The organism is Roseateles hydrophilus (assembly GCF_026712245.1).
Taxonomy (GTDB): domain Bacteria; phylum Pseudomonadota; class Gammaproteobacteria; order Burkholderiales; family Burkholderiaceae_C; genus Pelomonas; species Pelomonas hydrophilus.
On record NZ_JAPPUY010000001.1, the window covers coordinates 1,173,153 to 1,194,739 of the forward strand.

Annotated in this window: 19 protein-coding genes and 1 other RNA gene; 13 read left to right on the forward strand and 7 right to left on the reverse strand. The window is 67.1% G+C overall.

Translation table 11 applies throughout. From position 1 onward, the window contains the following. Positions 1–26: 26 nt before the first annotated feature. Positions 27–3,539 (reverse strand): chromosome segregation protein SMC, encoded by a 3,513-nt coding sequence (gene smc / locus NYO99_RS05205; RefSeq protein ID WP_268166026.1) that lies wholly within the window; start codon positions 3,537–3,539, stop codon positions 27–29. Between the two features lie 165 nt (positions 3,540–3,704). On the opposite strand from smc, the gene queF reads away from it, so the two are divergent. Genes queF through NYO99_RS05235 form a run of 6 tightly spaced genes read left to right on the forward strand, consistent with a single transcriptional unit; the run spans position 3,705 to position 10,125 of the window. Further along, positions 3,705–4,145: a preQ(1) synthase gene (gene queF / locus NYO99_RS05210; RefSeq protein WP_268166466.1), complete on the forward strand. Its 441-nt coding sequence runs from the start codon at positions 3,705–3,707 to the stop codon at positions 4,143–4,145. Continuing rightward, complete coding sequence (dapC, locus tag NYO99_RS05215) at positions 4,145–5,338, forward strand: succinyldiaminopimelate transaminase (protein ID WP_268166027.1); 1,194 nt, start codon at positions 4,145–4,147, stop codon at positions 5,336–5,338. The genes queF and dapC overlap by 1 nt, the downstream gene beginning before the upstream one ends. Next, positions 5,335–6,159, forward strand: coding sequence for a 2,3,4,5-tetrahydropyridine-2,6-dicarboxylate N-succinyltransferase (dapD, locus tag NYO99_RS05220; protein WP_268166028.1), 825 nt, complete (start codon positions 5,335–5,337; stop codon positions 6,157–6,159). Before dapC ends, dapD begins: the two co-directional genes overlap by 4 nt. 2 nt (positions 6,160–6,161) lie before the next feature. Next, on the forward strand, positions 6,162–7,325 hold the full coding sequence (locus tag NYO99_RS05225) for a PilT/PilU family type 4a pilus ATPase (protein WP_268166029.1): 1,164 nt from the start codon (positions 6,162–6,164) through the stop codon (positions 7,323–7,325). Then, positions 7,322–8,182 (forward strand): 50S ribosomal protein L3 N(5)-glutamine methyltransferase, encoded by an 861-nt coding sequence (prmB, locus tag NYO99_RS05230; RefSeq protein WP_268166030.1) that lies wholly within the window; start codon positions 7,322–7,324, stop codon positions 8,180–8,182. Before NYO99_RS05225 ends, prmB begins: the two co-directional genes overlap by 4 nt. Further along, complete coding sequence (locus tag NYO99_RS05235) at positions 8,179–10,125, forward strand: ATP-binding cassette domain-containing protein (RefSeq protein ID WP_268166031.1); 1,947 nt, start codon at positions 8,179–8,181, stop codon at positions 10,123–10,125. Before prmB ends, NYO99_RS05235 begins: the two co-directional genes overlap by 4 nt. Before the next feature lie 6 nt (positions 10,126–10,131). Here the strand turns inward: NYO99_RS05235 and NYO99_RS05240 are convergent, their stop codons facing one another. Then, on the reverse strand, positions 10,132–10,491 hold the full coding sequence (locus NYO99_RS05240; RefSeq protein WP_268166032.1) for a DUF1304 domain-containing protein: 360 nt from the start codon (positions 10,489–10,491) through the stop codon (positions 10,132–10,134). A 118-nt stretch (positions 10,492–10,609) separates the two neighbouring features. On the opposite strand from NYO99_RS05240, the gene NYO99_RS05245 reads away from it, so the two are divergent. Both NYO99_RS05245 and NYO99_RS05250 read left to right on the forward strand, forming a co-directional pair. Next, positions 10,610–11,107 (forward strand): MarR family winged helix-turn-helix transcriptional regulator, encoded by a 498-nt coding sequence (locus NYO99_RS05245; protein ID WP_268166033.1) that lies wholly within the window; start codon positions 10,610–10,612, stop codon positions 11,105–11,107. A gap of 59 nt (positions 11,108–11,166) precedes the next feature. Continuing rightward, complete coding sequence (locus tag NYO99_RS05250; protein ID WP_268166034.1) at positions 11,167–11,601, forward strand: organic hydroperoxide resistance protein; 435 nt, start codon at positions 11,167–11,169, stop codon at positions 11,599–11,601. Between the two features lie 45 nt (positions 11,602–11,646). Here NYO99_RS05250 and NYO99_RS05255 read toward each other — a convergent pair whose 3' ends face one another. After that, the gene (locus tag NYO99_RS05255; RefSeq protein ID WP_268166035.1) at positions 11,647–12,564 is read right to left on the reverse strand and encodes an asparaginase; all 918 of its coding nucleotides are present in this window, start codon (positions 12,562–12,564) and stop codon (positions 11,647–11,649) included. Between the two features lie 82 nt (positions 12,565–12,646). Between NYO99_RS05255 and lexA the strand changes: the two genes are divergently transcribed. Beyond that, complete coding sequence (gene lexA, locus NYO99_RS05260; protein WP_268166468.1) at positions 12,647–13,315, forward strand: transcriptional repressor LexA; 669 nt, start codon at positions 12,647–12,649, stop codon at positions 13,313–13,315. 82 nt (positions 13,316–13,397) lie between these two features. Here lexA and ssrA read toward each other — a convergent pair. The 4 genes from ssrA to ompA all read right to left on the reverse strand — a co-directional run bounded on the left by ssrA (position 13,398) and on the right by ompA (position 15,899). Further along, positions 13,398–13,770: a transfer-messenger RNA gene (gene ssrA, locus NYO99_RS05265) on the reverse strand. A gap of 13 nt (positions 13,771–13,783) precedes the next feature. Next, positions 13,784–14,422 (reverse strand): phosphoglycolate phosphatase, encoded by a 639-nt coding sequence (gph, locus tag NYO99_RS05270; RefSeq protein ID WP_268166036.1) that lies wholly within the window; start codon positions 14,420–14,422, stop codon positions 13,784–13,786. A 35-nt stretch (positions 14,423–14,457) separates the two neighbouring features. Continuing rightward, on the reverse strand, positions 14,458–15,162 hold the full coding sequence (gene ubiG / locus NYO99_RS05275) for a bifunctional 2-polyprenyl-6-hydroxyphenol methylase/3-demethylubiquinol 3-O-methyltransferase UbiG (RefSeq protein WP_268166037.1): 705 nt from the start codon (positions 15,160–15,162) through the stop codon (positions 14,458–14,460). Positions 15,163–15,239: 77 nt separating this feature from the next. After that, positions 15,240–15,899 (reverse strand): outer membrane protein OmpA, encoded by a 660-nt coding sequence (gene ompA, locus NYO99_RS05280; RefSeq protein WP_268166038.1) that lies wholly within the window; start codon positions 15,897–15,899, stop codon positions 15,240–15,242. Positions 15,900–16,161: 262 nt separating this feature from the next. On the opposite strand from ompA, the gene gyrA reads away from it, so the two are divergent. From gyrA to pheA, 4 genes are read left to right on the forward strand one after another with little or no spacing between them, the layout of a single operon-like run. Beyond that, the gene (gyrA, locus tag NYO99_RS05285) at positions 16,162–18,804 is read left to right on the forward strand and encodes a DNA gyrase subunit A (RefSeq protein WP_268166039.1); all 2,643 of its coding nucleotides are present in this window, start codon (positions 16,162–16,164) and stop codon (positions 18,802–18,804) included. A 5-nt stretch (positions 18,805–18,809) separates the two neighbouring features. Beyond that, a complete protein-coding gene (locus tag NYO99_RS05290; protein WP_268166040.1) occupies positions 18,810–19,391 on the forward strand; it encodes a DUF2059 domain-containing protein in 582 nt (193 codons plus the stop codon). A gap of 12 nt (positions 19,392–19,403) precedes the next feature. Continuing rightward, positions 19,404–20,495 (forward strand): 3-phosphoserine/phosphohydroxythreonine transaminase, encoded by a 1,092-nt coding sequence (gene serC, locus NYO99_RS05295; protein WP_268166041.1) that lies wholly within the window; start codon positions 19,404–19,406, stop codon positions 20,493–20,495. Beyond that, on the forward strand, positions 20,488–21,585 hold the full coding sequence (gene pheA / locus NYO99_RS05300; protein WP_268166042.1) for a prephenate dehydratase: 1,098 nt from the start codon (positions 20,488–20,490) through the stop codon (positions 21,583–21,585). Before serC ends, pheA begins: the two co-directional genes overlap by 8 nt. Positions 21,586–21,587: the final 2 nt, after the last annotated feature.

Here is a 21,587-nt window from a genome sequence, read left to right on the forward strand (position 1 = left end):
TGCAATCAAGTCGGCCGCTTCGGGCCTCAGACCTCGGCCATTGCCAGGGCCTTGTCCATGTCCACGGCCACGATGCGGGACACGCCCTGCTCCTGCATCGTCACACCGATCAGTTGCTCGGCCATCTCCATCGCGATCTTGTTGTGCGAGATGAAGAGAAACTGCGTGCCGCTGCTCATCTTGCTGACCAGCTTGGCATAACGCTCGGTGTTGGCGTCATCCAGCGGTGCGTCCACCTCGTCCAGCAGGCAGAACGGCGCCGGGTTGAGCTGGAAGATCGCAAACACCAGCGCGATCGCGGTCAGCGCCTTCTCGCCGCCGGACAGCAGGTGGATGGTGGAGTTCTTCTTGCCCGGCGGCTGCGCCATGACCTGCACGCCCGCGTCGAGGATCTCTTCGCCCGTCATCACCAGCCGCGCCTGCCCACCGCCGAACAGCTCGGGGAACATGCGGCCGAAGTGGTCGTTGACCTGGTTGAACGTGGAGCCCAGCAGGTCGCGCGTCTCCAGGTCGATCTTGTGGATCGCGTCTTCCAGCGTCTTGATGGCCGCGTTCAGGTCGGTGCACTGCGAGTCGAGGAAGGTCTTGCGCTCGCGCGCGGCCGTCAGCTCGTCCAAAGCGGCCAGGTTGACGGCGCCCAAAGCGGCGATCTCGCGGTTGATGCGGTCGATCTCGCCCTGCAGGCCGTAGAGCTTGACGCCGTTCTCTTCGATGGACTTGGCCAGCGCCTCCTGGTCCACGGCGGCGGCTTCCAGCTGCTCGCGGTACTGCGCGCCGCCCAGCTGTGCGGCCTGTTCTTCCAGCTGCAGCTTGGTGATGGCCTCGCGCAGCGGATCCAGGCTGCGCTCGAAGGTCAGGCGCTGCTCGTCGGCCTTGCGCAGGCGCAGGGACAGGTCGTCGTAGCTGGCACGCACGGCGGCCAGCTGCCCCTCGCGCTCCACCTTCAGCGCCAGCGCGTCCTGAAGGCCGGCCTCGGCGGCAGCGTCGTTGAAACCGTCCAGCTCGGCCTGCAGGCTGGCGGCGGACGTGGCCACGGTGGCGATCTGCGCCTGCGCCGTCTCGATGCCGCGCTGCAACTCGCCGCGACGGGCGGCGAGCGCCTGCGTCGCAAAGCGGGCCTCCTGCGCACGGCGCTCCAGCGTGCGCAGCTGCTCACGCGCATCGGCCAGCTTGCGCTCGGCGGCGATGACACCGTCTTCCAGCTCGGCATGGCGCTGCTGCGCGTCGCCCAGCTGGATGTCCAGCTCTTCAAAGCGCGCCTCGCCCACCGCGCGGCGCTCCTGCAGCGCCTCCTGCTGCTCGGCGATCTCGGCCAGCTCGGCGTCGAGCGCGCTGCGGCGCTGCTGGCTGGCTTCGGCCTGCTGCGTCAGGCGCAGCAGCTCGACTTGCAGCTGGTGCGCGCGCGTCTGCGCCTCGCTGGCCTCGCGGCGCAGCGCGGCCAGCCGGCCGTTGGCATCGTTGAACTGGTGCTCCAGACGCGTGAGCGTGAGCCGGGCCTCGTCGGCAACCAGGCTCTGGGCGCGCTGCGCCGTCGTCAGCTGCTCGATCTCCTGCGCGCGGGCCAGCAGGCCGGCCTGCTCAGAATCAGGCGCGTAGAACGTCACCGAGAACTGGCCCACCGCATGGCCTTGCGGCGTCAGGATCAGCTCACCGTGGGTCAGACGGTCGCGCGCGGCCAGCGCGGCGTCCAGCGTCGGCGCGGTGTAGACGCCTTCCAGCCAATCGTTGAGCAGCGCCACCAGCCCGGCGTCGTCCAGCGTGAGCAACGACGTCAGCGTGGGCAGCGTCTCGTGGCTGTTCGCAATCGCGCCTGCCGGCGTCGAGTAGAAGGCCAAGCGGGCCGGCGGCGCGTCCTGTTCGAAGGCACGCACCGTCTCCAGCCGCCCCACGCTCAAGGCGCCCATGCGCTCGCGCAGCGCCGCCTCCAGCGCGTTCTCCCAGCCGGGCGTGATGTGCAACCGGGTCCACAGGCCTTGCAGGCTGTCCAGCCCATGCTTGTTCAGCCAGGGCTTGAGCTTGCCCTCGGTCTGCACCTTCTCCTGCAGCGCCTTCAGCGCCTCCAGTCGGGCCGTCAGCTCAGACTGGCGCGCCAACTGCGCATTCGCGTCCTGCTGTGCGGCGCGGCGTTGCTCTTCCAGCTGCGGCAGCTGCTCGGCGAGTTCCTGCAGCCGGCCCTCTGACAGCTCGCGCGCCTCGTCAGCGGCGGCACTGCGCTCGCGCAGCGCTTCGAGGGCGTCATGGTCGGGCGCGCCGAGCGCACGCGATTCGGCCGTCAGCCGGTCCTCGCGCTGGCGCAGTGTCTTGACCTGCTCGTCCACGCTGCGGCTCTCGGCGGCGAGCACCTGGATCTGCTGCTGCACCTGCGACACCAGCGCGCGCTGCTCGTTGGCGCGGGCCTGCGCGGCGCGCACGGCGTCTTCGCTGTTGGGCAGCTGGGCCTGCTGCTCCTCGGCCTGCGCGGCGAGGATTTCGCTCTGCTCGTCGGCGCCGGCGATCTGCTCGGCGATGCCTTCCAGCTCCGCTGCCGACTCCTCGACGCGCGCCCGCCACTGCTGGTCCTGCGCATGCAGCTCGGCCAGGCGTTGCTGGGCCCGGTTGCGGCTCTCAACGACGAAGCGGATGCGCTCCTCCAGCCGGCTCACCTCCAGCTGCGCTTCGGCATAACGGCCTTGTGACGCATGCAGCTCGTCGCCTGCGGCGTAGTGCTGCTGGCGCACCTCTTCCAGCTCGGCCTCCACCGCGCGCAGCTCGGCGGTACGGGCCTCCAGCGCCGTCAGCGCCTCGGCATGGGCGAGCTTCACACGCGCAGCTTCGTTGCCGGCATCGCGCAGCTTCAGCCACCACAGCTGGTGCAGCTTCAAGGTGCCGGCGTCCTGCAGGCTGCGATAGCTGGCCGCCACCTCGGCCTGGCGCTCCAGCTTCTCGAGGTTGGCATTCAGCTCACGCAGGATGTCGTCGACGCGGGTCAGGTTCTCGCGCGTGTCCTTGAGCCGGTTCTCGGTCTCGCGGCGGCGCTCCTTGTATTTGGAGACGCCCGCGGCCTCTTCGAGGAACAGCCGCATCTCCTCGGGCTTGCTCTCGATGATGCGCGAGATGGTGCCCTGGCCGATGATGGCGTAGGCCCGCGGCCCCAGGCCGGTGCCGAGGAACACGTCCTGCACGTCACGGCGGCGGACGGGCTGGTTGTTGATGAAGTAGCTGCTCGTGCCGTCGCGCGTCAGCACGCGTTTGACCGCGATCTCGCTGAACTGGTTCCACGGCCCGCCGGCACGCGCGGAACTGTTGTCGAACACCAGCTCGACGCTGGAGCGCCCCGCCGGCTTGCGGTTGCCGCTGCCGTTGAAGATGACGTCCTGCATGGACTCGCCACGCAACTCGCTGGCCTTGCTCTCGCCCAGCACCCAGCGCACCGCATCCATGATGTTGGACTTGCCGCAGCCGTTGGGCCCGACGACGCCGACCAACTGCCCCGGCAGCTGGAAGGTCGTGGGTTCGGCAAAGGACTTGAAGCCGGCGAGCTTGATCGAGTTCAGCCGCATGGAGGTCGCGAGGTAAGCCCTTGATTTGGCTAAAGAAAAGCGCCTTTCACAGGCGCTCCGACGGGGGCGGATGATAGCATTCGCCCCCTCTCAGAACGCCTCACTGCCATGGCCACCAAGAAGTCCGCCGCTGCCGCCCCCGCCAAGAAGAACGCCAAGCCCAAGATGCGCGAGGTGCCCAAGAACCCGCCGAGCAAGCCCAGCAAGGACATCCTGGTCTTCCCGAACCCCAACCCGGAGCGCGACTACGTCATCCAGTTCCAGGTGCCTGAGTTCACCTGCCACTGCCCGCTGACGGGCCAGCCGGACTTCGCGCACTTCACGATCGACATGATTGCGGACGAGCTCTGCGTGGAGCTGAAGAGCCTGAAGATGTACTTCTGGAGCTACCGCGACGAAGGTGCCTTCCACGAGAAGGTCACCAACAAGATCCTGGACGACATCGTCAAGGTCACCGACCCGCGCTTCATCCGCATCACGGCCAAGTGGTACGTGCGCGGCGGCATCTACACCAACGTCGTTGCCGAGCACCGCAAGCCCGGCTGGACGCCCGCGCCGCGCGTGGACCTGCCGGCACATGGCTTCGAGTCGGGGATGCTCGGCTGATGAATCCGTTGCTCGACAGGCTGAATCCCTACCCGTTTGAACGCCTGCGCGAGCTGACCGCAGGCATCACGCCCAACGCTGACTTCGCGGCGATCTCGTTGGGCATCGGTGAGCCCCGCCATCCGGCACCGGCCTTCATCGGCCAGGCCATCCAGGCCGCCATGCCGCAGCTGGCCGCCTACCCAGCCACCGCCGGCACGCCGGCACTGCGCGAGGCCATTGCCGGCTGGATCACCCGCCGCTACGGGCTCACGCTGAACCCGCTCACGCAGGTGCTGCCCGTCAACGGCTCGCGCGAGGCGCTGTTCGCCATCGCACAGACGGTGGTGGACGGCAGTCGCGCCGGCGCCACGGTGGTCTGCCCCAACCCCTTCTATCAAATCTACGAAGGCGCGGCTTTGCTAGCAGGCGCCGACGTGGCCTTCGCCAACGCCGACCCGGCACGCAACTTCGCCGCGGATTGGTCGCAAATCGATGACGCCACCTGGGCGAAGACGCAGCTGCTCTACGTCTGCTCGCCCGGCAACCCCAGCGGCGCCGTGATGCCGCTCGCCGAATGGCAGGCGCTGTTCGAGCTGAGCGACAAGCACGGCTTCGTCATCGCGTCGGACGAGTGCTATTCGGAGATCTACTTCCGGGACGAAGCGCCGCTGGGCGGCCTGGAAGCCGCGGCCAAGCTGGGCCGCAGCGACTTCAAGAACCTCATCGCGTTCACGTCGCTGTCCAAGCGCTCCAACGTGCCCGGCCTGCGCTCGGGCTTCGTGGCGGGCGACGCGGCGCTGCTGAAGAAGTTCCTGCTCTACCGCACCTACCACGGCAGCGCGATGAGCCCGCTCGTGCAGGCCGCCAGCATCGCCGCGTGGAGCGACGAGACCCATGTGGTCGAGAACCGCGCGCGCTATCGCCGCAAGTTCGCCGAGGTCACGCCGCTGCTGGCCGACGTGCTGGACGTGGCGCTTCCCGATGCAGGCTTTTACCTGTGGGCCGGCGTGCCGGGCGGTGACGACGTCGCCTTCGCCCAGGGCCTGCTCGCTCAATACAATCTGACGGTCTTGCCGGGCAGCCTGCTGGCCCGCCATGCCCACGGCAGCAACCCCGGCGCCGGGCGCATTCGCCTGGCCCTGGTGGCTGACGAGGCCGAATGCCTCGAGGCCGCCCGCCGCATCGTCTCCTTCACGAAATCCCGCCCATGAACACCGCAGAACTCCAAAGCACGATCGACCTCGCCTGGGACAACCGCGCCTCGCTGGACCCCGTCAACGCACCCGAGGTGCGCCAGGCCGTCGACCACGTCATCGCCGAACTGGACGCGGGCCGCCTGCGCGTGGCCACCCGCGAAGGCGTGGGCCAGTGGACCGTGCACCAGTGGGTCAAGAAGGCCGTGCTGCTGTCCTTCCGTCTGAACGACAACCGCCTGATGGGCGACAAGGACCTGACCTTCTTCGACAAGGTGCCCACCAAGTTCGCCGGCATGAGCGAAGCTGAACTGCGCGCCACCGGCGTGCGCGTGGTGCCGCCGGCCGTCGCCCGTCGCGGCAGCTACCAGGCCAAGAACGTCATCCTGATGCCCAGCTACGTCAACATCGGCGCCTACGTCGACGAAGGCACGATGGTGGACACCTGGGCCACCGTCGGCTCATGCGCGCAGATCGGCAAGAACGTGCACCTGTCGGGCGGCGTGGGCATTGGCGGCGTGCTGGAGCCGCTGCAGGCCAACCCGACCATCATCGAAGACAACTGCTTCATCGGCGCCCGCTCGGAGGTCGTCGAAGGCGTCATCGTCGAGGAGAACTCGGTCATCTCGATGGGCGTCTACATCGGTCAGAGCACGCCGATCTACGACCGCGCGACCGACACGGTCAGCTATGGCCGCGTGCCGGCGGGCTCCGTCGTGATCTCGGGCAGCCTGCCCAAGGACGGCGGCAACTACAGCCTGTACGCCGCCATCATCGTGAAGCGTGTCGACGCCCAGACCCGCTCCAAGACGAGCATCAACGAACTGCTGCGCGCCTGAGCATGGCCACCAGCGGCAACATGGAGCGCATCCTGCGGCTGATGGCCGACAAGGGTGCGTCGGACTGCTACCTGTCGGCCAACATGCCGGTGCTGATCCGTATCAACGGTCAGACGGTGCAGCTGTCCGATCAGCTCCTGACGCCGCCGCAGCCGCGCCAGCTGATTGCGGAGGTCATCGACCCCGCCAGCCTGTCCGAGCTGGACGCATCCGGCGAGCTGAACATGGCCGTGTCGGTCAGCGGCGTGGGCAGCTTCCGGCTGTCGGGCTTCCGCCAGCGGGGCTCGATTGCGGGCGTGTTCCGGCACATCCCGCACGACATCCCGACCATGGAAAGCCTGGGCCTGCCGCCCATCCTCGGCAACATGATCAAGGAGAAGCGCGGGCTGATCCTGATGGTGGGCGCCACCGGCACCGGCAAGAGCACCACGCTCGCCAGCATGCTGGAGCTGCGCAACCAGACCATGACCGGGCACATCCTCACCATCGAGGACCCGATCGAATACCTGTTCAGCAACAAGCGCTCGGTGGTCAACCAGCGCGAGATCGGCCGCGACACCGCGTCGCTGCAGATTGCGCTGAAGAACGCGCTGCGCCAGGCGCCGGACTGCATCCTCATCGGCGAGATCCGCGACCGCGAGACCATGACGGCTGCAATCAGCTACTCGCTGTCGGGCCACCTCGTGCTGGCCACGCTGCACGGCAACAACACCTATCACGCGCTGAACCGCATCCTGTCCTTCTACACGCCGGAGTCCCGCCCGGCACTGCTGAACGACCTGGCGGCGGGCCTGAAGGCCATCGTGTCGCAGCGCCTCGTGCGCGCCACGGCCGGCGGCCGCGTGCCGGTGCTGGAGATCCTGCTGAACTCCAAGCTGGTGTCCGAGCTCATCGAGCAGGGCGACTTCGCCGGTGTGAAGGAGGCGATGGAGAAATCCATCGCCGAGGGATCGCAGACCTACGAAGAGCATTTCGCCAAGCTCATCACCGACGGTGTCATCACCCGCGAGGAAGGCCTGGCCTTCGCCGACTCGCCCACCAACCTGCTGTGGCGGCTGCAGAACGACGCGCCCGGCGCGCGCCTCGTGACGGCCCCGCGCAAGGAAGAGAAGGCTGGCGACGAAGCCAGCTTCACCGAAATCACCCTGGACGTCCGCGGCACTTGAAACTCATCGACTGCATCGACACCCAAGCCGCCCGCCTCGCCCAGGCGGGCTTGTTTTTTGGCCATGGCACGACCAACGCCTTCGACGAGGCGGCCTGGCTGGCCTTGTGGCGCCTGGGCCTGCCACTGGACGCGCTGGACGAGCACGAGGCCCGCGAGCTGACCGACGCCGAGCTGGCGGCCATCACGGCGCTGGTCGACCAGCGCATCAGCACCCGCAAGCCCGCCGCCTACCTGACCGGCGAGGCCTGGCTGCAGGGCGTGCCGTTCACCATCGACGAGCGCGCCATCGTGCCGCGCAGCTTCATTGCCGAACTGATCGCCGACGCCAGCATCGACCCCTGGCTGAACCCGGCCAGCCGCCGCGTGCTGGACCTGTGCACCGGCAACGGCAGCCTGGCTGTGCTGGCGGCGATGGCGTGGCCCGAGGTGGCGGTGGATGCACTGGACCTTAGCGTCGACGCGCTGGCCGTGGCGAAGCTGAACGTCGAGCGACATGGCCTGGCGTCCCGCATCCGCCTGCTGCAGGGCGACGGCCTGGCCGGCGCCGATGGCCGCTACGACCTCATCCTCTGCAACCCGCCCTACGTCAACAGCGCCAGCATGGCCGCCCTGCCTGCCGAGTACCGCGCCGAGCCCGAGCTGGCGCTGGCCGGCGGCACAGATGGCATGGACTTCATCCGCGAGCTGCTGCGCGCCGCGCCTGCCGCGCTGAACGACGACGGTGTGCTGGTGCTGGAGATCGGCAACGAGCGCACGTTCTTCGAGGCGGCATTTCCAGCGCTCGAAGTCGTCTGGATGGAAACCTCCTCCGGCGCCGACCAGGTGCTGCTGGTGACGAAAGAAAACCTGCTGTGATCACTCTCCGCGACATCACCCTGCGCCGTGGCGTCAAGGTCGTCCTCGACAACGCCTCTGCCACGCTGCAGCCCGGCGAGAAGATCGGCCTCGTCGGCCGCAACGGGGCCGGCAAGTCCAGCCTGTTCGCGCTGCTGACCGGCCGCCTCTCCAACGACCGCGGCGAGGTGGAAGTGCCCAAGCACTGGCGCCGTTCGGAAGTCGCCCAGAACATGCCCGAGACCGACGACGGCGCGACCGACTACGTGCTGCAGGGCGACCTGACGCTGGTGGCTGCCCGTGTGGCGCTCGCCGAGGCCGAGGCCGCCGAGGACGGCCACGCGATGGCCGATGCGCATGCCGCGCTGGCCGATGCCGGCGCCTTCGACGCCCGCTCGCGCGCGCGGGCGCTGCTGATGGGCCTGGGCTTCAAGACCGAGCAGCTCGACGCGCCGGTCAACAGCTTCTCCGGCGGCTGGCGCATGCGCCTGCAGCTGGCCCGCGCGCTGATGTGCCCGGCCGAGCTGATGCTGCTGGACGAGCCCACCAACCACCTGGACCTGGACGCCCTCGTCTGGCTGGAAGCCTGGCTGCAGCGCTATGACGGCACGCTGATCATCATCAGCCACGACCGCGAGTTCCTCGACGCGATCACCAAGGTCACGCTGCATCTGGATGAAGGCAAGCTGGTGCGCTACGGCGGCAACTACACCAGCTTCGAGACCCAGCGCGCCGAGCGCATGGTGTTGCAGCAGGCGGCTTACGCCAAGCAGCAGGAAAAGGTCGCCCACCTGCAGAAGTTCATCGACCGCTTCAAGGCCAAGGCCAGCAAGGCCAAGCAGGCGCAGAGCCGCGTGAAGGCGCTGGAGCGCATGGAGAAGCTGGCACCGGTGCTCGCATCGGCCGACTTCAACTTCGAGTTCCGCGAACCGCTGAACCTGCCCAACCCGATGCTGATGTTCGATGAACTCAGCGCCGGCTACCGCACCGATGAGGGTGACAAGATCATCGTGCGCGGCGTGGACCGCTCCGTGCTGGCCGGCCAGCGCATCGGCATCCTGGGCGCCAACGGCCAGGGCAAGTCCACACTGGTCAAGACCATCGCCCGCGCGCAGTCGCCGATGGGCGGCAAGCTGACCGAGGGCAAGGGCCTGTCCATCGGCTACTTCGCGCAGCAGGAGCTGGACGTGCTGCGCCTGGACGAAGGGCCGCTCGAGCACATGGTGCGCCTGGCCCGCGAGGTCGGCCCTCAGGGCCGCGAGCAGGAGCTGCGCGACTTCCTCGGCCAGTTCCGCTTCACGGGCGACATGGTCAACCAGCAGGTCGGCAGCCTGTCCGGCGGTGAGAAGGCACGCCTCGTGCTGGCCATGCTGGTGTGGCAGCGGCCCAATCTGCTGCTGCTGGACGAACCGACCAACCACTTGGACCTGAACACCCGCGAGGCGCTGTCGCTGGCACTGAACGAGTTCGAGGGCACGGTGATGCTGGTCAGCCACGACCGCGCGCTGCTGCGCGAGGTCTGCGACGAGTTCTGGCTGGTGGCCGACGGCAAGGTCAAGCCCTTCGACGGCGACCTGGACGACTACCAGCGCTGGCTGCTGGAGCAGAGCAAGGAAGCCGCCCGTGCGGCCAAGAAGCAGCCCGCTGCCGCGCCTGCGCCGGTGGCCGCCCCGAAGGCCGCTCCGGTCCCGGCGCCCCGCGAGGACCGCAAGGCCTCTGGACAGGCGCGCGCCAAACTTGCTGAGCAAACCCGCCCGCTGCGCAAGGAGATGGAGGCCATCGACAAGCGCATGCACGCACTCGCCGAGGAACGTGCCGGCATCGAAGCGCAATTGGCCGACGGCGCCGCGGCATCAGCCATTGCCGAGATGGGCAAGCGACTGAAAGCGATTGCGGACCAGCTCGAAGCTGACGAGATGCGCTGGCTGGAACTGGGCGAGCAGATTGAGGCGATGAGCGCTTGACGCTGCTCAGGCGGCCAGCGCGGCCGCCAGCGTCAGCGCGCCGGGCAGCGCCTGCACGAACAGGATCTTGCGCGACGCGGTGGCTGCGCCAAACACGCCAGCCACCACCACGCAGCCCGCGAAGAAGATCATCCAGGGCCGGCCCGTGACCGCGCCCTGCATCACGCCCCAGGCCAGGCCCGCGGCCAAGAATCCGTTGTACAGCCCCTGGTTGGCCGCCAGCGCCTTGCTCTGCTCGGCGAAGTCCGCCTTCAGCCCGAAGGCCTTGCGGCCCAGCGGCTTGGTCCAGAAGAACATCTCCAGCACCAGGATGTACACGTGCAGCAGCGCGAGCAGCGTTGCAAGCACCAAAGCCAGGGTCTGCATGTCCCTCTCCTCTTGAAGTTGAATTGACGCGCATGGTCGCAGACCGCCGGCGCACCGGCTGTCACCAGAAAGACCATTTTGATTGTGTGCAATTTAATTGCCACCTACATTCCTAGCCATGCCACGCCGCAAGCCGACCACCGCAGCCGACGCCGCCCCTGGCGCTGACCCGCGGGCGCAATGGTTGCAACTGGATCGCCAGCTGTGCTTCGCGCTCTACAGCAGCTCACTGGCCATGACCAAGCTCTACAAGCCGCTGCTGGCACCACTGGGCCTGACCTACCCGCAGTACCTCGTGATGCTGGTGCTGTGGGAGACCGACGGCCTGGCCGTCGGGCAGCTCGGCCAGCGGCTGTCGCTGGACTCCGGCACCCTCACCCCGTTGCTCAAGCGACTGGAGCTGCTGGGCCACATCGAACGGCGCCGCGCGCAGGACGATGAGCGCCGCGTCGACATCCTGTTGACGCCGGCCGGCCGAAAACTTCGCAAGCAGGCGCTGGACATCCCCGGCAAGCTTGCCTGCGCCAGCGCCTGCGAGCTCAGCGAGCTCGCCTCACTGACCACGCGCTTGCACGCGCTGCGCGAGCAGTTGACGGCGGCCAGCGGCTCGCGCTGAGTGCCTCAACGACTTCTCAACGTTTCCGCTTCCCTTCCACCCCGACCCAAGGAGCCCACATGGCCATCGAGAAAGCCCTCTACACCGCCACTGCCACTGCCACCGGCGGCCGCGCCGGCACTGCCAAGTCATCCGACGGCGCCCTGGATGTGGCGCTGTCCACCCCAGCCCAGTTGGGCGGCGCAGGCGGCCCCGGCACCAACCCGGAGCAGTTGTTCGCGGCCGGCTATTCGGCCTGCTTCATCGGCGCGATGAAGGCCGTGTCGGCCCGCCAGAAGATCGCACTGCCGGCCGAGGTCAGCATCACCAGCGACGTCGCCATCGGCCCGCACGCCAACAAGCCCGGTGCCTTCGGCATCCAGGTCGACATGAAGATCTCCGTGCCCGGCATGGACCGCGCCCAGCTGGAAGCCCTCGTGGCGACGGCGCACGAGGTCTGCCCCTACTCCAATGCCACCCGCGGCAACGTGGATGTCACGCTGACCATCGTCTGATGCGACGGTGCGCCCGAGCCGACCGAATCGGCGGGCGCACCCCATTCAGTTGGCCAGCAAAGCCAGCATCAGCTCGATCCTGGCCTTGACCGGGCTCAATGCCCCCGCCGACGGCAACAGGCCGGGCAGCTCCATCACTGGCCCGGCATCGCAGCGCGTGCTGCGAAGCACGCACACACCGGCGGCCTGCGCCTCTCGCAGCGCCGCCTCCAGCGGCCTGGCCAAGGTGCCGTTGCCCGTTCCGGCAGCCACGATGCCATCCACGCCCGCCGCCAGCAGCGCCTGCACGATGCGGCCATCAGCGCCGGCATGGTTCAGCACGATATCCACCCGCGGCCAGTCCGCTGCCGGCGCGGCGATGCGGGCCAGGCCCAGCGCCTCGCCTGCCGGCCAGCGGCCCAGCAAGCGCACCGCGCCCTCCTCCACCCGCGCTATCAGCGCGCCGTCAGTCGACTCGAAGGCATCGACGCGATAGCTGTGTGCTTTGCGCACCTGCACCGCGTCGTGCACGCGCCCAGCGAACGCGACGACGACGCCCGATGCGCCCGGCGTCGCCGCCACCTGCACCGCATCCACCAGGTTCTGCGGACCGTCCGGCACCAGCGCCGTCGCCGGACGCATGGCCGCCGTCAGCACCACCGGCTTGGCGGGGGCCAACACGCGGTGGAGCAGGTAGGCGGTCTCCTCCAGCGTGTCCGTGCCGTGCGTGACGACGACGCCACCCACCTCAGGCCGGTCCAGCTGCGCCCGCACTGCCGCGGCCAGCGCCTGCCAAGTGGCGATGTCCATGTCCTTGCTGTCAACCTGGGCCACCTGATGGGCTTCCAGCCGCCGCCCGGCCAGCGTCGGCACGGCGGCGAGCAAGTCCTCCACGCGCAGCTGCGCCGCCGTGTAGCCCACGCCATCCGCGGCGCTCTGCGCGGTGCCGGCGATCGTGCCGCCGGTGCCGAGAATGACGATCAAGGGCTCAAGGGTTTGCAATTTTCAATTCCTGGATAAAAATACAGATACTGGATACACAACCAGCTCAACAAAAAGGCCGCCCGTGCAAGACCAACCCAAGCTTACCGCCCGCCAACAGCAGATCTTCGACCTGGTCCGCAACGCGATCGAAAGCACCGGTGCGCCGCCCACGCGCGCCGAAATCGCTGCCGAGCTGGGCTTCAAATCGGCCAATGCGGCCGAGGAACACCTTCAGGCGCTGGCCCGCAAAGGCATGCTGGAGTTGGTGGGCGGCACCTCGCGCGGCATCCGGCTCAAGTCCGACACGCTCAGTGCCCTCAACCGAGCCCGCCAATTCAGCCTGCCCATTCCCAGTCTGGCGCAACTCACGCTGCCACTGATCGGCCGCGTCGCCGCCGGCGCCCCCATCCTGGCGCAAGAACACGTCGAGCAGACCTACACCGTCGAACCCAGCCTGTTCGCCAAGCAACCGGACTACCTGCTCAAGGTCAAGGGCATGAGCATGCGCGACATCGGCATCCTCGATGGCGATCTGCTGGCGGTGCAATCGGCCAAGGAGGCCCGCAATGGCCAGATCGTCGTCGCACGCGTCGGCGAAGAAGTGACCGTGAAACGCTTCAAGCGTGGGCCTGCGGGCATCGAACTCCTGCCCGAGAACGCTGATTTCCAGCCAATTGTCGTCAACGAGGACGAGCACTTCAGCATCGAAGGCCTGGCCGTCGGACTGATCCGTGGGCACGGATTCAACTGAGCCCAGCGTCAACGGCTCAAGCGGCCCAAGCTCACCGAGATGAAAAAGGCCCGTGTCACCGACACGGGCCTTTGCTTTTGGATGGTGGAGCCGGGGGGAATTGAACCCCCGTCCGCAAGCCATCACCGGGCAGATCTACATGCTTAGCCGGCTGGTTTGAATCTCACGGTCAACTCGCGCAGTGGCACGCTAGCTTTCCCGCCAGTCACTGAATCTCACGCCTGACCGAGTGACCCGGTCAGACGCCAGCCGATGTGAGTGACTTCTCAGCCTTGCCCCTTGCGGAACGCAGCCCGGCCCATCGGCCTGCCGTTGAGAAGCTCAACCGCAATTAAGCGGCGAGTGCGAACGTAGAGTCGTTTGCAGTTACTTTGTTTCCAGTGGTTTTACGAGCGGACTGGTGCTCGGCATGCCCTACTCCGGATCCGCACCCACGTCGAAACCAGGTCGGCCCCAGGACTGAGTAGTTTAGGCCAGACCGAGCAGCTTCAAGAGGTCGCCTGGCGAATTCAATGCCGCGTCGGCGCCCCAATCGCTGTAGCGAGCCTGCGGCCCCAGATAGCCCCACGCGGCCACCGCCGTAGCCATGCCCGCAGCGCGGCCCGCCATCACGTCACGTTCGTCGTCACCGACGTAAAGGCAGTCTGTCACCGCCACACCCAGGCGCCGCGCGGCCTCCAGCAGTGGCGCAGGATGCGGCTTGGTATGCGGGGTGGTGTCGCCACCGACAACGACCGTCGCGCCCAATTGCAGCGCGGTCGTCAGCGGCAGCGCAAAGCGCTCGGCCTTGTTCGTCACGATGCCCCACGCCAAGCCCGCGACACCAAGTCCATGCAGCACCGCAGCAACGCCCGGGAACGCCTGCGTGGTGTCATACATCAAGCCCTCGTAGCAATCGAGGAACTCACGCTTGAAGTCCTCGTACGCGGGATGACCGGGCGCGATGTCAAAGGCCTCACGCAACATGCCGCGCGCGCCAGAACCGCCGTGAGGTCGGAACTGCGCCAATGGCAGGGGTGGAAGACCGCGCGCCTGACGCATGGCATTGGCGGCACGCCCGAGATCTGGCGCACTGTCGACTAGCGTGCCGTCCAGGTCGAACAACACGCATCGCACATGCGCCCAGCACGGCGCAAGCGACATCACACCGGGCGCCGGCAGGCCACCAAGTAGTTGACGCCGGCGTCTGCACCCAGCGCATAACGCTGCGTCAAAGGGTTGTACGTCAGCCCACGGGCGGCTTGCAGTTCCAGGCCGGCATCACGGCAGAACTGCGCCAGCTCCGACGGCTTCAGGAAGCGGGCGTACTCATGCGTGCCCCGGGGCAGCATGTTCAATACGTACTCCGCGCCGACGATGGCCAGAAGAAACGCCTTGGCGTTGCGGTTCAGCGTGGATAGAAACACCCAGCCGCCCGGCTTCACCAGTGCGGCACAGGCGCGCACCACCGAGGCCGGATCGGGAACATGCTCCAGCATCTCCATGCAAGTCACGACATCAAAGCCTCCGGGCTGCTCGGCCGCCAGCGCCTCGACGGCGATCTCGCGGTACTCCACCCCCTCGGTGCCAGCTTCCATCGCGTGCAACTCGGCCACACGCAGCGGCTTGGTCGACAGGTCGATGCCCAGCACCTGGGCGCCCGCCCGCGCCATGGAATCGCTGAGGATGCCACCGCCGCAACCCACGTCCACGACACGCTTGCCGGCGAGCGGGCACAGCGCCTGGATCCAGCCCAAGCGCAGCGGGTTGATCTGATGCAGCGGCTTGAAGTCGCTCTCGGGGTCCCACCAGTGATGGGCCAACTCGCCGAACTTGGCGAGCTCTTGAGGGTCGGCGTTGATCGTCATGACAGGATCTGGAAATGAAAAAGCCCCGACGGGCGGGCCGTGCGGGGCTTTGTGCAAAGCGCCCGAAGGCGCTGAGCTTACTTGTTGCGCGTACCGACGACTTCGATCTCGGTGCGGCGGTTCTTGGCGCGGCCGTCGGCGCTCTTGTTGTCCGCCACGGGCTGCTTCTCGCCCTTGCCTTCGGTGTAAACGCGGTTCGGCTCAACACCCTTGCTCACCAGGTAGGCCTTGACGGCTTCCGAGCGACGGATGGACAGCTTCTGGTTGTATTCATCGCTGCCGACGGAGTCGGTGTGACCCACGGCGATGATGACTTCCAGGTTGATGCCCTTGGTCTTACTGACCAGATCATCCAGCTTGGCGGTTGCGTCGGCCTTGAGCGTTGCCTTGTCGAAATCGAAGAACGCGTCAGCGGCGAACGTCACCTTCTCGCTCACGGGCGCCGGGGGCGGCGGGGGCACCGGCTTCGGAGGAGCGGGCGGGGCAACCGGCGGCTGCGCGGGCGGTGCGGGCGGTGCGGGCGGCTTGACCGCAGGCTTGATTTCGCCGTCGCAGCCCTTGGCGGCCGTAGCGGGCGTCCAGAAGCCGTCGCGCCAGCAGTATTCGTTGGTGCCGTTCTTCCAAACGGTGCCGTCGGTCGCGCGCCAGTTGTCGATGGTCTGTGCCGATGCGCCCGATGCAGCAACAGCGACCGCAGCCACCGCAAACAGCGACGCCACGCGATTCAATTTCTTCATGATTCTCCTCTCAAGGAATGCCGCAGTTGCCCTGCGAGAGTCAGTACTCGAACCTCTAACCTCAGGAAAAACTCTAGGGTTTCTCCTAGGGACTCGACGATTGTGCCATGTGGGCACCGAGACCGATGCATTGTGGCGGCCTACGTTCATGGGCACGGTGACGATGTTGCGCTGCTGCTACAGGGTGGCGCGCCATTAGAATCCCCAGCTTTCACCTACCTTCCATGACGCCGCGCCCACCTGGGCGCGCGCCACGCCGCGCATGACCCAGTTCGCCAAGGAAACCCTGCCGATCAGCCTTGAGGAGGAGATGCGTCGCTCCTACCTCGATTACGCGATGAGCGTGATTGTGGGGCGGGCTCTGCCGGATGCACGAGACGGCCTGAAGCCGGTGCACCGTCGCGTGCTGTACGCGATGAACGAGATGGGCAACACCTACAACGCCAAGTACCGCAAGTCGGCACAGGCGGTCGGTGAGACCATGGGTAAATATCACCCGCACGGCGACTCGGCGATTTACGACACCATCGTCCGCATGGCGCAGCCGTTCAGCCTGCGGCACATGCTGATCGACGGTCAGGGCAACTTCGGTTCCATCGACGGCGATAACGCCGCGGCGATGCGATACACCGAAATCCGCCTCGACAAAATCGCCCACGAAATGCTGGCCGACATCGACAAGGAAACTGTCGATTTCGGACCCAATTACGACGGCAGCCATAAGGAACCACTCGTCCTGCCGACGCGTTTGCCAAATCTGCTGGTGAACGGCTCCGCCGGTATTGCCGTGGGTATGGCGACAAATATTCCGCCGCACAACCTGAACGAGGTCGTCGACGCCTGCCTGTTTGCACTGCGCAAGCCGGACTGCACGGTGGATGAACTGATGGAGATCATTCCGGCGCCCGACTTCCCCACCGCCGGCATCATCTACGGCCTGGCTGGCGTGCGCGACGGCTACCGCACGGGCCGCGGCCGCGTGGTAATGCGCGCCAAGGTGCACTTCGAGGACATCGACAAGGGCAACCGGCAGGCGATCATCGTTGATGAGATCCCCTACCAGGTCAACAAAAAGAGCCTGCTGGAGCGCATCGCCGAGCTGGTGCACGAGAAGAAGATCGAGGGCATCAGCCACATCCAGGACGAGTCCGACAAGTCAGGCATGCGCGTCGTCATCGAGCTCAAGCGCGGTGAAGTGCCCGAGGTGGTGCTGAACAACCTCTACAAGCAGACGCAGCTGCAGGACAGCTTCGGCATGAACATGGTCGCCCTCGTGGACGGCCAGCCCAAACTTTGCAATCTGCGGGACATGATCGTCGTGTTCCTGGAGCACCGCCGGGAGGTGGTGACCCGTCGCACGATCTTCGAACTGCGCAAGGCACGCGAACGGGGCCACGTGCTGGAGGGCCTGGCCGTCGCGCTGGCCAACATCGACGAGTTCATCGAGACCATCAAGACCTCGCCGACGCCGCCGGTTGCCAAGGCGGCCCTGATGAGCAAGAGCTGGGACTCGTCGCTGGTGCGCGAAATGCTGTCGCGCGCCGAAGGCGGCAGCGCCGCCTACCGCCCGGAAGGCCTGGAACCTGAGTTCGGCATGCAGGCGGACGGCTTGTACCGCCTGTCCGAAGCGCAGGCCGGCGAAATCCTGCAGATGCGCCTGCAACGCCTGACGGGCCTGGAGCAGGACAAGATCGTCGGCGAGTACAAGGACGTGATGGCCGAGATCGCCGACCTGCTCGACATCCTGGCCACGCCCTCGCGCGTGACGACCATCATCGGCGACGAGCTGACCCAGCTGAAGACCGAATTCGGCCAGACCAAGCTGGGCGCTCGCCGCTCGGTCATCGAGCACAACGCGCAGGAGCTCGGCACCGAGGACCTGATCACGCCCACGGACATGGTCGTGACACTTTCGCATACCGGCTACATCAAGAGCCAAGCCCTGAGCGAATACCGCTCACAACGCCGCGGCGGGCGCGGCAAGCAGGCCACGGCGACGAAGGATGACGACTGGATCGACCAGCTCTTCATCGCCAACACGCACGACTGGATCCTGTGCTTCTCCGACCGCGGCCGCGTCTACTGGCTCAAGGTGTGGGAAGTGCCGCAGGGCTCGCGCAACTCTCGTGGCAAGCCCATCGTCAACATGTTCCCGCTGCAGCAGGGCGAGAAGATCACCGTCGTGCTGCCGCTGACGGGCGAGTTCCGCAGCTTCCCTGAAGATCACTTCATCTTCATGGCCACCGCCATGGGCACGGTCAAGAAGACCTCGCTGAAGGACTTCAGCAATCCGCGCAAGGCCGGCATCATCGCCGTCGACCTGGACGAGGGCGACCACCTGATCGGCGCGGCACTGACCGATGGCCACCACGACGTGATGCTGTTCAGCGACGGTGGCAAGGCGGTGCGCTTCGACGAAGACGATGTGCGCCCGATGGGCCGCACCGCCCGCGGCGTGCGCGGCATGATGCTCGAACCCGACCAGCGCCTGATCGCCATGCTGGTGGCCGAGGACGAATCGCAAAGCGTGCTGACCGCCACCGAAAACGGCTACGGCAAGCGCACGAGCATCGTCGAGTACACCCGCCACGGCCGCGGCACCAAGGGCATGATCGCCATCCAGCAAAGCGAGCGCAACGGCCGGGTGGTGGCCGCGACGCTGGTGCGTCCGGAAGACGAAATCATGCTGATCACCGACAAGGGCGTGCTGGTGCGCACCCGCGTCGCCGAGATCCGCGAACTGGGCCGCGCCACGCAAGGCGTGACGCTGATTGCACTGGACGACGGCGCCAAGCTGTCGGGCCTGCAGCGCATCGTCGAGAACGACGCCAATGAAGCCGACGCCGCCGCTGAAGGCAGCGAAGGCGCCGATACGACCGAAGCCCCGGACACCCCCAAGGACTGACTGACATGACTTCTCGCAAGCTGGGCCTGGCCCTGGCACTCGCCCTGGCCGCCGGCTCCGCGCTGGCTCAACCTTCCGCGTCCAAGAAGGCGCTCATCGACAAGATCGTCGCACTGCAGCAGCAGGGGCTGGCAGACGGCTTGGCCGCCAACCTCGTGCAGGGGCCGCTGCCGCAACTGATGCAGGCCGGCCGCGCCGCGCTGCAGCAGGTGCCGGCTGAGAAGCGCGAAGCCACGGCCAAGGCCATGGATGCCGAGCTGAAGAAGTTCGTCGAAGAGAACGTGCCCTACCTGAAGGACAAGATCGTCAAGGCCGTGCCCAACACGGCTTCGGCGCTGCTGGACGAACGCTTCAACGAGGACGAACTGAAGCAGATCCTGGCCTGGGCAGAATCACCGGTCAGCCAGAAGTTCGGCATGGCCAGCATGGAGCTTCAAAAAGCCATTGCGCAAAAGGTCATGACCGAAGCCGGGCCGACACTGGAGGGCCGCCTCAAGACGCTGCAGGGCAACCTCGCCAAGCAACTGGGCTTGCAGCCGCCGGCCGCGCCCGCCAAGCCGCCTGCATCCGCACCGAAGAAGCCGTAAACCTGCTCATCAATGACCTCAGCGCGACCGTTCAATTTCTCCGCCGGCCCTGCGGTGCTGCCTGAACCGGTGCTGCACCGGGTGGCCGCCGAGATGCTGGATTGGCACGGCAGCGGCATGAGCGTCATGGAGATGAGCCACCGCGGCAAGGAGTTCGGCAGCATCCTCGAAGCCGCCGAGCGCGATCTGCGCGAACTGCTCGCGGTGCCAGCCAACTTCCGTGTGCTGTTCATGCAGGGCGGCGGCCTCGGCGAGAACGCCATCGTGCCGCTGAACCTCAGCCGCGGCGGCAAGGTGGATGTCGTCGTCACCGGGTCGTGGTCGCGCAAGAGCGCGGCCGAAGCGCGCCGCTATGCGGACGTACAGATCGCCGCCGACATCGGCAGCGGCCACAAGATCCCGACCGACTGGGCGCTGCGTGACGACGCAGCCTACGTGCACGTCTGCACCAACGAGACGATTGACGGCGTCGAGTTCCACGCAATGCCGGAGCTGCCGAACGGCGTGCCGCTGGTGGCGGACGTGTCGTCGCATGTGCTGTCGCGCCCCATCGACTGGCGCCGCGTCGGCCTGGCGTTCGGCGGTGCGCAGAAGAACATCGGGCCGGCCGGCTTGACGCTGGTGTTCGTGCGCGATGACCTGCTGGGCCGCGCGCTGGATATCTGCCCATCGGCCTTCAATTACGAAACCGTCGCGGCCAACCAGTCCATGTTCAACACGCCACCGACCTTCGCGATCTACGTCGCCGGCTTGGTGTTCCAGTGGATCAAGGGGCTGGAGTACGGCGGCAAGCAGGGCCTGGCCGCCATCGAGCAGCGCAACATCGACAAGGCCGCTCTGCTCTACGGCGCGCTGGATGCGTCCGGCTTCTATGAAAACCGTGTCGACGCCAGCTGCCGTTCGCGCATGAACGTGCCCTTCTTTCTGAAGGACGACAAGCTCAACGAGGCCTTCCTTGCCGAAGCCAAGGCGGCCGGCCTGCTGCAACTCAAGGGCCACAAGTCGGTGGGCGGCATGCGTGCCTCGCTCTACAACGCGATGCCGCTGGAAGGCGTGCAGGCGCTGGTCGGCTTCATGAAGGACTTCGAGGCCCGCCATGGTTGAACCCGTTGCCTCCCAGGCCCTGCTGGCGCTGCGCGACCAGATCGACGGTCTCGACAAGCAACTACTCGCGCTGCTGAATCAGCGCGCCCGCGTCGCCGAGCAGGTGGGCGAGATCAAGCGCGCCGAAGGCACGCCGTTCTTCCGCCCCGACCGCGTCGCACAGGTCATCGACAAGATTCGCGCCGCCAACCCCGGCCCGCTCAAGGCGGAGCACGTGTCGGCCATCTGGCGCGAGATCATGTCCGCCTGCCTGGCGCTGGAGTCGCCACAACGGGTCGCCGTGCTGGGCCCCGTCGGCACCTTCTGCGAGCAGGCCGCCATCGAATATTTCGGCGGCGCCGCCGACATGACCTACTGCGCCAACTTCGACGAGGTCTTCCACGCGACGGCGTCGGGCAGCGCACAGTTCGGCGTCGTCGGCGTCGAGAACATGACCGAGGGCGTCGTCACGCGCTCGCTGGACCTCTTCCTGCACACGCCCTGCCACGTCGTCGGCGAGGTCAGCCTGCTGATCCGCCACAACCTGATGCGCAAGGAGCCGTCCATGCACGGCATCGAGGCCGTGCTGGCGCACCCGCAGGCGCTGGCCCAATGCCAGAACTGGCTGAACAAGCACCTGCCCGACGTCGAGCGCCGTGCGGTGTCCAGCAATGCCGAGGGCTCGCGGCTGGCCGCCACCAATCCGGCTTGGGCCGCGCTGGGCAGCGAGCGTGCATCCACGCTGTTCGGCCTGCACATCACAGCCCACGCCATCCAGGACGAGGCCTACAACCGCACGCGGTTCGCCGTCATCTGCCTGCCGCAGACCATGGCGACGCCACCGGCCACCGGCCGCGACTGCACCAGCCTGGTGGTCTCCGTGCCCAACCGACCGGGCGCGATGCATGACCTGCTGGTGCCGCTGAAGACGCACGGCGTGTCCATGACCCGCCTGGAGTCGCGCCCGGCCCGCACGGGCCAGTGGGACTACTACTTCTACATCGACCTGGACGGCCACCCCAGCCAGCCCAACGTCGCGGCCGCGCTGGCGGAACTGCGCGAGAACTGCGCCTTCTTCAAGATGTTGGGCGCCTACCCGGTGAAGAACTGACC